The organism is Nocardioides ginkgobilobae (genome assembly GCF_054781275.1).
In genome coordinates this window covers 1-12,847 of record NZ_BAAGUS010000033.1, presented here as the reverse complement: position 1 = coordinate 12,847, position 12,847 = coordinate 1, and the positions used below count along the sequence as shown (strand labels likewise).

The following is a 12,847-nucleotide window of genomic DNA, read 5'->3' as shown; positions in this document are numbered from 1 at the left end:
ACAACACCCGCCGCCGGCACAGCTGGTGCGGCTACCTGTCCCCATCCACCTACGAGGCCCACCGGGACGCTACGCTGCCAACCGCCGCGTAATCACACCCCGTGTCCAAGATCCGGGGGTAAGGCCCAAGCGCGATCGAATCCACGAGCGCCGCCCGTAGTCGAGCCAGTGAGGAATCGATCCCGATGAGTCTTGTCGCCGAGCAGAACGATGTCGGACGGGGGCAGGCCCCCCGGCTCGGGCTCCTTCTCTCCGTGATGTGTATCGCCTTGGCTCTGGTGATCGGCGCAACGTCCTCGCTCTCCCTCGCTCTGCCGGACCTGGCGGTGGACACCGGGGCAACCCAGACCCAGCTCACCTGGATAGTCAACGCCTACGCTCTGGTCTTCGCGGCTCTTCTGCTGCCCATCGGTTTCGCTGCAGATCGGTTCGGGCGTCGACCGTTTCTGGTCGTGGGACTTCTCCTCTTCGGCCTGGCCAGCCTGGGCTCGGCCCTCACCACGGACCCCGTTGTCATCATCGCCCTGCGGGGCCTGGCCGGCGTGGGCGCCGCAGCCGTCATGCCTGCCACCCTGTCCGTGCTGGTCGATGCCTATCCCGAGGACAAGCGTTCGCTGGCCATCTCTGTGTGGGCCGGGGTGTCCGGCGCCGGCGCGATGGTCGGCATCGTCGCCGCAGGGCTGTTGCTCGAGGGGTCTGGGTGGTCGAGCATCCAGGTGGTCTACGGAGCTGCTGCCGTGCTCGCGGCCCTTGCCTGCGGCGTCATCGTCCCGCAGTCACGCAACCCAGATCTGCGGCAGGACATCGCGGGCGGGGTGCTGTCGGCCGCCGGCCTCTTCCTGCTCGTCTACGGCATCATCGAAGGCCCCGAACAAGGATGGACCGACCCGCTCACGTTGGGCGGCCTCGTGGCCGGAACTGCCCTCCTCGGGGCCTTTGTGGTCGTCGAGCTGCGCTTAGACCGACCCATGCTCGACGTCCGGCTCTTCAGGCACCCAGGAGTGGCCGCGGGCAGCCTGCTCGTGTTCCTGCAGTTCTTCGCGGCCTTCGGGTTCTTCTTCCTCGCTCCGCAGTGGTTGCAGTACGTCGAGGGGCAGACTCCTCTGCAGTCCGCGCTGTGGCTGCTGCCGATGGCCGTGGGCATCGCCCCGGCGTCCCGGTTCGGGCCTTACCTCCTGACACGGTGGGGGGCTCGAGCCATGTCGACTGTGGGCATGCTGCTGATGGCAGGCTGCTACGCGTCGTTCGCGACACTGGCAGATGCCTCGCTGTCGCTCTGGTTCTTCGCAGCCTCTCTCGTGGTGTTCGGCTTCGGCTTCGGGCTGGCCATCACGCCAGGGACCAGCCTCATCATCGAGGGTCTGCCGGAGGACCGCCGCACGCTGTCGGCAGCCGTCAACGACGTCACTCGGGAGGTGGGCGGAGCCCTCGGGAGTGCTGTCGCCGCGTCCATCCTCCTTGCGGTGTACAGCGACCGGCTCGCCCCCGCGACGCAGCCGCTGCCTGGGTCTGCAGCGGAAACGGCCGAGGAGGGTCTCACCCAGGCGTTGGGAGTGGCCGACCAGCTCGGCGCACAGGGAGCGGATCTTGCCCAGAGCGCTCTCGGCTCCTTCGCCGACGGCTACTCCGCCGCGCTGTGGGTGGCATGTCTGGCGCTGACGGGCGGTGCGGCCTTGTGCTTCAAGCTTGCGCCGTCACGCAAGGAGCCTGACCAAGAGCGCACCGTCAGCTGAGCCGAGCGGTGGAGGCTCACGGAGCAGCACGACCGGCCCAGTCTGCTCTCCCACCGCGGTTGCCGGGCTCTGCTCGCAGTCAGGCCGGGTAGACGGTGATCTCGGTGGCCTTGATGCTCAGCAGCACCTCGGCGCCGGGGGTGAGGTCCAGCTCGGCCGCGGCCTGCGGCGTCACGTCCGCGGCGGCCCGCGTGGTGCGGATCCGGACGCGGTCGCCGTGCGGCTCGATCTGGGTGACCCGGGCGTGCAGCACCGTGCGAGGACTGCCGCCGGGTGTCTCTCGGTAGACCGAGACGGCGCCGGGGGAGAAGACCGCGACCGCCCGGGCGCCGGTGGTCGGCGCGGGGTCGCTGCTCATCCCGGCGACGACGGAGCCGTCCTCGCAGTGCACCCGCCCCTCGCGCCAGGTGCCGGTGAGGATGTTGAGCCCGGCGATCCGGGCCGCGAAGGCGCTGCGGGGGCGGGACAGCACCTCGGAGGTGGGGCCCTCCTCCACGACCCGGCCGTCCTCCAGTACCACGACCCGGTCGGCGAGCAGCAGCGCGTCCAGCACGTCGTGGGTGACCAGCAGGGCGCTGCGCCCGGCCAGCACCGTGCGCAGCACCTGGCGCACCGCCGGCGTCACGGCCACGTCGAGGGCGGCCATCGGCTCGTCGAGCATCAGCAGCAGCGGGTCCGCGGCCAGGGCGCGGGCCAGCGCCACGCGCTGGGCCTGCCCGCCGGAGAGCTCGCCGGGTCGACGCTCGGCGAGGTCGGCGACGCCGACCGTCGCGAGCCACCGCTGGGCCGCCTCGCGGGCGGCGGCCCTGCCGGCACCCTGCGCGCGGGGCGCGAACTCGACGTTGGCGCGCACGTCCAAGTGCGGGAAGAGCAGCGGGTCCTGGGCGAGCAGGGCGATCCGGCGCGCGTGCGGGGGCACGCACGACGCCTGCTGACCGCCCCCGCCGGTGACTGTCAACGGGCGACCGTCGAGGGCGACTCGGCCGCGGGCCGGTCGGAGCAGGCCGGCCGCGACCGCGAGGGCCGTGGACTTGCCCGCGCCGTTGGGTCCGAGGAGCGCGACGGTCTCCCCGGGCGCGACGCGCAGCGCCAGCTCGACCCCGCGTTCGGGGACCTCGGCCTCCAGCTCGAAGGTCATCGGCGCACCCGACCCTGCCCGGCGGTCCCGATCACCACGACGGCCACCACGACCAGCACGAGCGAGAGCGCCACGGCCGCGTCGGCGTCGGTCTCGCGGCGCAGGTAGATCTCCAGCGGCAGCGTCCGGGTGGTGCCCTGGAGACTGCCGGCGAAGGTGATGGTCGCGCCGAACTCCCCGAGCGCCCGGGCGAAGGCCAGCACCGCCCCGGACACCAGCCCGGGCAGCACGAGCGGCAGCGTGACCCGGCGGAAGACGGTGGTCGGGCGGGCGCCCAGCGACGCGGCCACGATCTCGTAGCGGTGCCCGGCCGTGCGCAGCGCGCCCTCGAGGCTGACCACCAGGAACGGCAGCGCCACGAAGGTCTGCGCCATCACCACGGCCGCGGTCGAGAAGGCCACCTCCAGGCCCAGGACCTCCAGGGTCTCCCCGAGCAGCCCGCGCCGGCCGAAGGTGTAGAGCAGGGCGATGCCGCCGACGACGGGCGGCAGCACGAGCGGCAGCAGCACCAGGGCGCGCAGCAGCGACTGCCCCGGGAAGCGGGTGCGGGCCAGGGCCGTGGCCATCGGGACACCCAGCAGCACGCACAGCACCGTGCTGGCCGCCGAGGTGCGCAGACTCAGCAGCAGGGCGGCCCGGGACGCCTCGGAGGTCACCAGGGACGGGAAGGCCCGCCAGTCGACCTGCAGCACGATCGCGAGCAGCGGGAGCAGCACGAACGCCGCCCCCGCGGCGGCGGGGAGGAGGATCCAGCGCGGGACTCCGACGTCGCTGCCGCCCCACGTCGTACGCAGTCGGGTGCTGGGGGGCATCGGAGTCACGGTGTGCCGAACCCCGCGTCGGCCAGGACCTGCCGGCCCTCCTCGCCCAGCACCAGGTCGACGAAGGCCTGGGCCAGCTCGGCCTCGTCGCTGCCCGCGACCGTGGCCACGGGGTAGTCGTTGACCACGGCCGCGGCCTCCGGCACGTCGATGCCCAGCACGTCGCTGGCAGCGGCGACCACGTCGGTGACGTAGACCAGGCCCGCGTCGGCCTCCCCGGCCCGCACCTTCCCAAGCACGTCGGCCACCGACTGCTCCTCGCTGTCGGGTGCCAGGGTGGTGCCGGCCTCCCCGGCGAGTGCCACCGCCGCCGCGCCGCAGGGCACCTCGGGCGCGCAGACGACGACGGCCAGGTCCTCCTCGGCCAGGTCGGCCAGGCCGGAGACCTCCCCCGGGTTGTCCGGCGGGACGGCGATCTGCAGCGTGTTGGTCGCGAAGACCTCGGGCTCCGAGCCCTGGAGGTCCTCGGCGGTGAGCTGGTCCATGGTCGCCAGGTCGGCGGAGGCGAGGACGTCGGCCGGGGCGCCGCTGATGACCTGCGCGACCAGGTCGGAGGAGCCAGCGAAGCTCAGCGCGACGGTGACGCCCGGGTTGTCGGCCTCGAACCGCTCGGCGAGCTCGGTGAAGGTGGAGGTGAGCGAGGCGGCGGCGTAGACGGTGAGCACCCGCTCCCCCTCCTCGCCTCCGCACGCGGCGGTGGAGAGGACCGCGGTGAGTGAGAGTGCGAGTGCTGCCCGCCCCGCTGCCCGGCGCGGGATCACGGCGCCGCCACCGGCGGGGTCTCGACGACGACGTTGGTGGACTTGATGACCGCCACGGCCACCGACCCGAGCTCCAGGCCGAGGTCGCGCACGGACTCGCTGGACATCAGCGAGACGACCCGGAACGGGCCGCACTGCAGCTCCACCTGCGCCATGACTGGATCGGTGCGGATGTCGGTCACGAGCCCGACGAACCGGTTGCGCGCCGAGCTGGCCAGGCCGTCGGGCAGCGGTGGAGGAGCGGCGTGGGTGCGGGCGACCAGGGCCAGCTCGTGCCCGTCGACGACCTTGCGGCCGGCCTCGTCCACCGAGGCGGACAGCGTGCCGGCGTCGATCCACCGGCGCAGCGTGTCGTCGCTGACGCCGAGGTAGGCGGCGGCATCCCTGATCCTCATCTTCGGCACAGAGATCACGTTAGTGCCGAGGATGCGTGCCCGTACAGCATCGCGAGGCGAGGACGCGGCGACTGCGGGCGGGCGCGGAGGCGCGGTGGCAGGCCCTAGGGTGGGGCCCATGGGCGCCCACCACTCCCACCGCGCGGAGTCGCTGTCGCCCCAGGAGCGCCGCCTGCACCGCTGGATGCTCGGCGCCATCGCCCCGCTGGCGGTGCTCTCCCTCGTCGCGATGGCGTGGATGTGGCCGGATCCGGTGTCGGCCCCGGACGGGCCCGGCAGCCTGGCCCAGGTCGCGGGCACCGTCGAGGCCATCGCCCCCGAGCCCTGCGCCGAGGACCTCCCCGACGAGGTCAACGGCTGCGGCACGGCGCTGGTCCGGTTCACCGACGGTGCCCGCGCGGGCGAGCAGGAGCGGGTCCCGCTGCCCAACGGTCAGGGCGCCCCGGAGCTGGACGAGGGCGACGACGTCCTGCTCATCGCGACCGAGACGCCCGACGGCACGACGTGGGCGGTCGTGGACCACCAGCGGGGCACCCAGCTGTGGATCCTCGGGATCGCCTTCGCGGTGGCGCTGGTCGCCTTCGGCCGCTGGCGCGGGCTCAGCGCGCTGGTCGGCCTCGCCGTCACGTTCCTGGTGCTGGTGCTCTTCGTCGTGCCCGCCATCCTCGGCGGCGACCCGCCGCTGGTCGTCGCGATCGTCGGCGCCGCGGTCATCGCCCTGACCGTCCTCTACCTCACCCACGGGGTCTCGCCGTCCACGTCGGTGGCCGTCGTCGGGACCCTCGTCGCCCTCGCGCTCACCGGCGCCCTGTCGGCGCTGGCGGTCTCGGCGATGCACCTCACCGGGGTCACCGACGACCTGTCCACCGCGCTGGGGCAGAGCTACGCCGTGAACCTCGAGGGCCTGCTGCTCGCCGGGATCGTGATCGGCTCGCTCGGCGTCCTCGACGACGTGACGGTCACGCAGGCGGCGACCGTCGCCGAGATCGCGCGCGCCAACCCCGACTACCGCGGCCGCGACCTCTACCGCGCCGGCGCCCGGGTCGGCCGCTCGCACATCGCCTCGGTCGTCAACACCATCGTCCTGGCGTACGCCGGGTCCTCGCTGCCCCTGCTGATCCTCATCGTGGCCAACAGCGAGCCCCTCGGAGGCGTGCTCACCGACCAGATCGTCGCGCAGGAGATCGTCCGCTCCCTCGTCGCGACCCTCGGCCTGGTCGCGGCCGTCCCCGTGACCACCGCCCTGGCCGCGATCGGCACCCGCGGCCGCTGGTGACGCGGGTCGCTCCACGGGTGCGCTCGTTGCCCGGTCGGCGGGGCCGGCAGAATGGTAAGCAGTTCTCCCATCCCGACGGCTCCCCGCCGAATGCCCTGCGCGCCAACGGCAACGTCTACATCAACGCCGGTGAGGACCTCTCCGACAACGGCATCGTGGCCAGCATCGTCCTGCAGAACACGATCGACCAGGACGGCAACATGAACACCAACGGCCGCGCCCCCGGCCCCGACGCCAACGCCGAGTTCTCCGGCGAGATCAGCGTCAGCCGCTGCAACTTCATGGGCAACACCGGCGTCCCGATCCCGACCAACTGCGCCCCGGCCGACGCCCAGAACGCCAACTCCTTCGTGGTCTTCCGCGCCTCTCCGACGGCTCGGTGACCACCGACGGCAACCGCAAGGCCTTCTACGTCCTGGTCACCGGCTGACCCAGCACGACGGGCGTACCCACGCGCCGGCACGACCACGGACCGCCCCGCGTAACCACGAGGGGCGGTCCTGCGTTGTGGAGTCACCGACCCCGCGACGTACCCCGCAAGGACCACCCATGCCTCGTGCCGCCCGCTCCACCACCCGCTGGGCCCGCTCCCTGCTGGCCGTCTCCCTCGTCGCCCTGGCCCCGCTGGTCGCAGCACCCGGTGCCGTGGGCCACCAGGCCGGCGACGCCCCCACCAACACCCGCGGCGAGCGGGTGGAGACCCAGGGCGTCGGCGTCAACATGGAGTTCGTCGCCAACCTCCAGTACGACGACACCGGCGAGGCCCAGGGCGGCTCGGACATCGAGTTCATGAAGCTGGGCAAGAAGGAGTACGCCCTGGCGGGGACGCTGTCGAAGGGCATGCAGATCATCGACATCACCCGGCCGACCGCGCCGAAGCGGGTGGCGGTCTACGACTGCGACATCTCGCAGGGCGACATCCAGGTGTGGACGAACCGGGGCCGGGTCCTGGCCAGCTACACCGCCGACGGCAGCGTCGGCGAGGCCGGTGCGGCGTCTCGGTGCGGGCGCGACCTCGACCTGGCCGCCGACGACGCGGGCACGGTCATCGTCGACCTGACCCAGCCGACCCGGCCGCAGTCGGTCAGCTTCCTGCCCGTCGCCGCCGGGTCGCACAACATGTCGATCCACCCGAGCGGGAAGTACCTCTACAACTCCAACTCCGACCTGCTCACCTCGGGCACCGAGCCGTTCATCACGATCTACGACATCAGCGCACCGGCCAAGCCGCGCTTCGTCCAGGACTTCCCGATCCCGTTCGTGCCGACCTCGCTGGGATCGGAGTCCCACGACATCACCTTCAGCGCAGACGGCACCCGGGCCTACTCCGCTGCGCTGAGCCAGACGCTGGTCCTCGACACCACCGACCCCGCCAACCCGGAGATGGTAGGCCAGATCATCGACCCGGCCGTCAACGTCTCCCACCAGGCCGACCCCGTCACCCTCACCGGATCCGACGGTGTGGAGCGCACCATCCTCGTGGTCACCGACGAGCGCGCCGGAGCGGCCGCGTCGCTGGAGTGCCCGGGCGGCGGGCTGCACCTCTACGACATCACCGGCGACCTCGAGACCGCTCCGGTCAAGATCGGGGCCTGGTTCATCCCGGCCTTCACCGTCCAGGACGGCGCGACCTGCACCTCCCACGTGCTGCGCATCTACGAGCGCCAGCAGCTGATGACGATCTCCTGGTACGCCCAGGGCGTGCGCGTCATCGATCTCTCCGGCCTCGCCGACGCGGCCACCGACCCGCTGGCCGGGCCGCTCAACCTCGCCTTCGGCGACGGCGCCGGGATGACCGAGGTCGGCTCCTACGTCATGCCCGACTCCGACTCCTGGTCGTTCAAGACCAACAAGATCAAGCGCAACGGCTCCTTCTACGGCTACTCCAACGACCTGGTGCGCGGCTTCGACGTCTTCCGGTACGACGGCAAGAGCATCGGCACGGTCGAGCCGCTGAAGCCGCGCGACCTGCGTCGCCAGCTCGAGCTGCAGGTCGAGGGCTCGAGCAGCGCCGCAAGCCTGGCGCTGCTCGCGCCGGTGGCCCTGGTCGGTCTGCTGCTGCACCGCGTGGGGGCGCGCCGCCGGCGCACCTCCTGAGCGCGCCGTACGGCGCCTAGAGGCCCAGCTGCTCGACGAGCGCGGCCAGGTCCACGCCCTTGCGGGACAGCAGCTCCCGGCGGTCGTGGTCGGACAGCGCGTGGACCTGCGGCCCGACCGACAGCGGGTAGCCGTCGACCTCGGGGGCCTCGGTCGTCGGCACCACCGTGTGCACGACCCGGTCCTCGTAGACGTGCAACAGGTTGACCGACTGGTGCCCGTCGACCCCGGAGAGGTAGCGGTCGGCCGGGGTGAGGTCGGAGGTGTAGCAGGTCGCCGAGGCCACTGACACGGGTACGCCGGCGAAGAGGCTGTGGCTGGTGAAGTGGAAGTGCCCGCCCAGGATCGCGCGCACGTCGGTGCCGCGGACGACCTCGGCCAGCAGGTGCTGGTCGGCCAGCTCGATGATCTGTGCCGGCGGCAGCATCGGCACCGGGATCGGCGGGTGGTGCATCGCCAGGATCGTCCCGTGCGGGGCAGGGGTGGCCAGCAGGTCGGCCAGCCAGGCGAGCTGCTCGGGGCGCAGCTCGCCGTGGTGGTAGTCGGGGATCGAGGTGTCGAGGGCGACGATGCGCAGCCCGTCGACCTCGTGCACCCGGTCCTGCGGCACCGTCGGGTCAGCGTCGGGGCCGAAGAGGCCGCGGGCGTAGGGCTCGCGGGCGTCGTGGTTGCCCATGGTCCACACGACCTCGGCGCCCACGCCTGCTGCCACGGGCTCGACCAGCTCGCGCAGCCGGGCGTAGGCCTCCGGCTCCGCCTTGTCGGCGAGGTCCCCGGTGAAGACGAGCGCCTGCGGGGCAGGGTCGATCCGACCGAGCCGCTCCAGGGCGGCGACCAGCCCGCGCTCGGGGTCGACGACGCCGTACTGCAGCTGGCCGGCGGCGAGCAGGTGGGGGTCGCTGAGGTGGGCGACGACGTGGGTGGGGTCGGGGTACTGACCGAGCTGCGTCACCTCGGCAGCCTAGGTCGGGGTCCTGCCACGGTCAGCGGTATCCGTAGGTCCGCTCGATCGCCTTCCAGTAGCGGCGGGTCGCGTCCGCGACCTCGTCGGCCGTCATCGCGAGCGACTCGGGCAGCGGCACCTGGCAGTCGGCGCCCGCGCAGTCCTTGACCTCGCGCCAGGACCCGGTGAGCGCGGCCAGCACGTCCCGGTGCTCGGGTGAGCGGGCGAGGTTCTCGTGCTGGAGCGGGTCGCGGACGAGGTCGTAGAGCTCGACGAAGCCGTCGCGGTAACGGGTCATGCTCCACCGACCGGTGCGGACCCCGACCGAGCTGCGCTGCCCGAAGCCCCGCTCCGAGCCACGGGAGGTGTGCGTGGCTTCGGTCAGCACCGGCACGTCCCAGCCGCGGTCGCCCTCGAGCAGGGTCGGCAGCACCGACGTACCGTCCGGGCGTCGCGGCGGCTCGGCGTCCGCGAGGTCGAGCAGGGTCGCAGCGAGGTCCGGGGTGTCGACCGGGTCGTAGCGGCGGTGCCCGAGCGGCCCCTTGCCGCGCAGGCCGGGACCGGTGAGGAGCAGCGGGACCCGCAACGACGGCTCGTAGGACCAGACCTTCCCGGTGCGGAAGCGGTGCTCGCCCTGCAGCAGGCCGTTGTCGGAGGTGAACACGACGACCGTGCGCTCCCACTCACCGGTCCGCTTCAGCGAGGTCACCAGTCGCGCCACCTGCCGGTCCATCACGTGGATCGCCTCGGCCCGCTGGCGGGCGACCTCCCGCATCGCCCGCAGGTCGGCGCTGCTCAGCGGAGGCAGGTTGCGGACCTGGCGCGGCTTGTCGGAGACGTCCTTCTCCGTCGGCGCCCCGGCCCGGGCGATCCCGGGTGCCCGGTCGATGACGTCGTCGAAGCGCCCCCGCTCCGCGGGCGGGACGTACGGCGAGGGGAAGTCCCGCGTGGAGTCCTCGGACCCGCCCAGCGGCTGCGGCTCGTCGGGGTCGCGGGGAGCGCCGTGGTGCGGGGCCACGTGGTTGACCAGCAGGAAGAACGGGTCGCCGGTGCGCTGCCGGTGCCGGTCGGAGCGCCGGACCATGTCGACGGCCAGGTCGCCGATCACCTCGGTGCTGTAGCGCCCGCGGTAGCGGTTGTCGATCCGGCCGTCGTGGTTGAACGCGATGTCGGTGTAGACGTAGGTGCCGCCGTGGAAGCCCGCGTCACCGGGGTTCTCCACCGCCCCGCGCCACTCGTCCCACCCGGCGGGCACGTAGCGGTGCGAGGGCTGGCCGCTGACCAGGGAGTCGTCCAGGCCGTAGCGGTTGAGGTACTTGCCGAGGAACCCCGTGCGGTAGCCGGCCGCGCGCAGGGAGGTCGCGAGGGTGCGTGAGTCGTCGAACGCGCCGTACCCCGACGGCGGCTCGTGCCAGTAGACCCCGTGGTTGTGCGCGTGCTGCCCGGTCAGGAAGGTCGCGCGCTGGGGGCAGCAAAGGGGGTACGGCGCGAAGGAGTTCTCCATCGAGATCCCGCCGGCGCCCAGCAGGCGGCGCGTGCGGGGCGCCCAGCGCAGGTCGTCGACGCGCATGTCGTCGGCGACCACCACCACGATGTTGGGACGGGGGTCGGGCGTCCGTGCCCGTGCGTCGGCCGTCGACCTGGCTGCGCCTGTGGCCCCAGGAGCGGCGGAGGCGGCGGTGGCGGCGGATGCCGGGACGGTCACAGCCGAACCGGCGGCGCCGAGGGCGGTGAGGGCCGTCAGTCCGACGGCGGCCGCGGTGAGCGCGATGAGCAGTCTGCGGACGCGTCGGGGACGCAGGAGTGGGAGCACCCAGCGACGGTAGGTGGCCCGACGGCCGTCCGAGCGCGGATCCGGCTGGCTCGCAGTGGCATGTTCCGGCCCGGAGCCGGTCCCGGACGCGGCTCGGTCGTCCACCCGGCGTTCGTGCGGTCGGTCTCACGGCGAGCCCCGGCGAGTCGTTGTCGACAGCCCGCAGGCCGACGGCGCCACCTGCTGCTCGAGCAGTCGAGCTGGCGACCCCTTCGGCGGTCGAGGAGCCGCGCCAGTGTCCCCAGCCGTTGGCTGAGGAGGCGCGCCAGCGCCACCTGGAAACCCGGTATGCCGTGATGCATGTTGTGGACGACCGGTTCGGTCGAGCCGGTGGGTCACGGTCCGGTCTCGATGCTCAGATCCCTTGTGGACAACGGTCCTGAGGGTCTCGGAATGTCGGTGGTGGGTGGAAGAGTCTGCTCATGGCAGGGCTCGGGCAGCACCAGGTGGACCGCGGGATCGCGGTCATCGATGAGGTGCTGAGCGGCCTAGGTGAGGTCTCGTTGCTGGGCCTGGACGCGGAGGCCACGGGTGTCTCGCTGGTCGCGCTGGCGCGGCTGGAGGCACGGGTAGCCGAGCTGAGATTGAGGATGCTCGCCCACGGCACCCAGGTGGCGGTGGAGCGGACCTGTGGCGCGACGACGACGGCGACGTGGTTCGCCCACGCCACCCGCACCACGGTGCGTGCCTCACGACGTGCGGTGTTCTTCGCCGAGGCCCTGGGCCGCTACGAGGTGCTGCGGGCGGGGATGGCTGCGGGTGGGGTGAACCTGGAGCAGGGCGAAGTCATCGCCCGCGCCCTGGACGCGATCCCGGCCGAGGTGGCCTCGTGGGTGCGGGTCGAGGCCGAGCAGACCCTGGTCGACCTCGCTGCCCGTCACGACGCGCAGCAGCTGCGGGTGCTGGGTGATCGGATCCTGCACGTGGTGGCGCCCGAGGTCGGGGAGGCGCACGAGGCCAAGCAGCTCGCTGACGCCGAGGCCGCGGCAGAGAAGGCCACCACCCTCTCGCTCACCCCCGACGGCGCCGGGAAGGTCCACGGCCGGTTCACCATCCCCGAGCTGCATGCCGGGATGTTGCGCAAGTTCTTGATGAGCCTGGTCGTGAGCCACCAGGACCCCGCAACCGGGGCGGTCGAGGACCCGACGGACCCGACGGACCCGACGGACCCGACGGACCCGGCTCGGCCCGAGCCGCAGCGGCGGGCGACCAGCCACGAGCTCGGCCAGGCGTTCTGCGAGCTGTTGGAGCGCCTGGACGGCACCGGGCTCCCGGAGACTGCTGGCACCGGCGCGACGGTGGTGGTGACCATGAGCCTCGAGACCCTGGCCGGTGGACTGGGTGCGGCCACGTTGGACACCGGTGACCGGATCGCCGCCCACACCGCACGCAGGCTGGCGTGCGAGGCTGGGATCATCCCCGTCGTCCTGGGCGGCAGACGGCAGGTGCTGGACCAGGGCCGCCGTCGACGCCGCTTCACCCGCGCCCAGCGGATCGCACTCGTCGTTCGCGACCAGGGGTGCACCGCGGTGGGGTGCCAGACCGCGGCCTGATTCTGCCACGCCCACCACGACGACCCCTGGGCACGGGGTGGACCCACCGACCTGACCAACGGCCGCCTGCTCTGCCCCGCGCACCACCGCCGCGTCCACGACCCCGCTTACGACCACCACGCCACAGTCGACAACCGCATCGAATTCACCCGACGGACGTGACTCATGTCCGGACCCGGACATCCGCTCATGCCGATGAGCGGACGTGGGTGCGGTTCGGACATACCGTTGATTCGTGACTGATCCGCGATGGGCGCTGCTGCAGGACATGAAGCCTGCGCTCTTGCGGAGGTTCAGAGACGCCGGGGTGCTGCGAG

The 12,847-nt window shown here is 72.5% G+C and carries 11 protein-coding genes and 1 pseudogene; 6 read left to right on the top strand and 6 right to left on the bottom strand.

The genetic code is table 11. The annotated features are described in order from the left end of the window. The first annotated feature begins 185 nt into the window (after window positions 1–185). Window positions 186–1,733, top strand: a complete 1,548-nt coding sequence (locus ACYVID_RS17860) for an MFS transporter (RefSeq protein ID WP_460739386.1) — start codon at window positions 186–188, stop codon at window positions 1,731–1,733. 79 nt (window positions 1,734–1,812) lie between these two features. On the opposite strand, the gene ACYVID_RS17855 is transcribed toward ACYVID_RS17860, so the two are convergent. The 4 genes from ACYVID_RS17855 to ACYVID_RS17840 all read right to left on the bottom strand — a co-directional run bounded on the left by ACYVID_RS17855 (window position 1,813) and on the right by ACYVID_RS17840 (window position 4,848). Next, on the bottom strand, window positions 1,813–2,871 hold the full coding sequence (locus tag ACYVID_RS17855) for a sulfate/molybdate ABC transporter ATP-binding protein (RefSeq protein WP_300641458.1): 1,059 nt from the start codon (window positions 2,869–2,871) through the stop codon (window positions 1,813–1,815). Further along, a complete protein-coding gene (locus tag ACYVID_RS17850) occupies window positions 2,868–3,683 on the bottom strand; it encodes an ABC transporter permease (RefSeq protein ID WP_300641456.1) in 816 nt (271 codons plus the stop codon). Before ACYVID_RS17850 ends, ACYVID_RS17855 begins: the two co-directional genes overlap by 4 nt. A gap of 5 nt (window positions 3,684–3,688) precedes the next feature. Beyond that, window positions 3,689–4,357 (bottom strand): molybdate ABC transporter substrate-binding protein, encoded by a 669-nt coding sequence (gene modA, locus ACYVID_RS17845; RefSeq protein ID WP_300641454.1) that lies wholly within the window; start codon window positions 4,355–4,357, stop codon window positions 3,689–3,691. Window positions 4,358–4,449: 92 nt separating this feature from the next. Beyond that, a complete protein-coding gene (locus ACYVID_RS17840; protein WP_460739388.1) occupies window positions 4,450–4,848 on the bottom strand; it encodes a TOBE domain-containing protein in 399 nt (132 codons plus the stop codon). Between the two features lie 118 nt (window positions 4,849–4,966). Here ACYVID_RS17840 and ACYVID_RS17835 point away from each other — a divergent pair, with 118 nt between their 5' ends. The 3 genes from ACYVID_RS17835 (at window position 4,967) to ACYVID_RS17825 (ending at window position 8,221) form a co-directional block, all read left to right on the top strand. Next, window positions 4,967–6,124: a YibE/F family protein gene (locus ACYVID_RS17835; RefSeq protein WP_460739384.1), complete on the top strand. Its 1,158-nt coding sequence runs from the start codon at window positions 4,967–4,969 to the stop codon at window positions 6,122–6,124. Window positions 6,125–6,141: 17 nt separating this feature from the next. After that, window positions 6,142–6,507 carry a hypothetical protein gene (locus ACYVID_RS17830; protein WP_460739382.1) on the top strand — a complete coding sequence of 122 codons (366 nt, stop codon included), beginning with the start codon at window positions 6,142–6,144 and terminating at the stop codon, window positions 6,505–6,507. Between the two features lie 166 nt (window positions 6,508–6,673). Then, entirely contained in the window at window positions 6,674–8,221 is a 1,548-nt protein-coding gene (locus ACYVID_RS17825) for an LVIVD repeat-containing protein (RefSeq protein WP_460739380.1), read from the top strand. 16 nt (window positions 8,222–8,237) lie between these two features. On the opposite strand, the gene ACYVID_RS17820 is transcribed toward ACYVID_RS17825, so the two are convergent. Continuing rightward, on the bottom strand, window positions 8,238–9,173 hold the full coding sequence (locus tag ACYVID_RS17820; protein WP_460739378.1) for a metallophosphoesterase: 936 nt from the start codon (window positions 9,171–9,173) through the stop codon (window positions 8,238–8,240). Window positions 9,174–9,204: 31 nt separating this feature from the next. Continuing rightward, the gene (locus ACYVID_RS17815; RefSeq protein WP_460739376.1) at window positions 9,205–10,977 is read right to left on the bottom strand and encodes a sulfatase family protein; all 1,773 of its coding nucleotides are present in this window, start codon (window positions 10,975–10,977) and stop codon (window positions 9,205–9,207) included. A 422-nt stretch (window positions 10,978–11,399) separates the two neighbouring features. Here ACYVID_RS17815 and ACYVID_RS17810 point away from each other — a divergent pair, with 422 nt between their 5' ends. Together ACYVID_RS17810 and ACYVID_RS17805 are read left to right on the top strand one after the other, a co-directional pair. Continuing rightward, entirely contained in the window at window positions 11,400–12,530 is a 1,131-nt protein-coding gene (locus tag ACYVID_RS17810) for a DUF222 domain-containing protein (RefSeq protein WP_460739374.1), read from the top strand. 15 nt (window positions 12,531–12,545) lie between these two features. Next, window positions 12,546–12,692 (top strand): annotated as a pseudogene (locus ACYVID_RS17805) (HNH endonuclease signature motif containing protein); the annotation flags it as partial. Window positions 12,693–12,847 lie beyond the last annotated feature (155 nt).

Coding starts and splice junctions, on each gene's coding strand:
- ACYVID_RS17860 (WP_460739386.1), top strand. CDS start 186: ATGAGTCTTGTCGCCGAGCAGAACGATGTCGGACGGGGGCAGGCCCCC.
- ACYVID_RS17855 (WP_300641458.1), bottom strand. CDS start 2,871: ATGACCTTCGAGCTGGAGGCCGAGGTCCCCGAACGCGGGGTCGAGCTG.
- ACYVID_RS17850 (WP_300641456.1), bottom strand. CDS start 3,683: ATGCCCCCCAGCACCCGACTGCGTACGACGTGGGGCGGCAGCGACGTC.
- ACYVID_RS17840 (WP_460739388.1), bottom strand. CDS start 4,848: ATGAGGATCAGGGATGCCGCCGCCTACCTCGGCGTCAGCGACGACACG.
- ACYVID_RS17835 (WP_460739384.1), top strand. CDS start 4,967: ATGGGCGCCCACCACTCCCACCGCGCGGAGTCGCTGTCGCCCCAGGAG.
- ACYVID_RS17825 (WP_460739380.1), top strand. CDS start 6,674: ATGCCTCGTGCCGCCCGCTCCACCACCCGCTGGGCCCGCTCCCTGCTG.
- ACYVID_RS17810 (WP_460739374.1), top strand. CDS start 11,400: ATGGCAGGGCTCGGGCAGCACCAGGTGGACCGCGGGATCGCGGTCATC.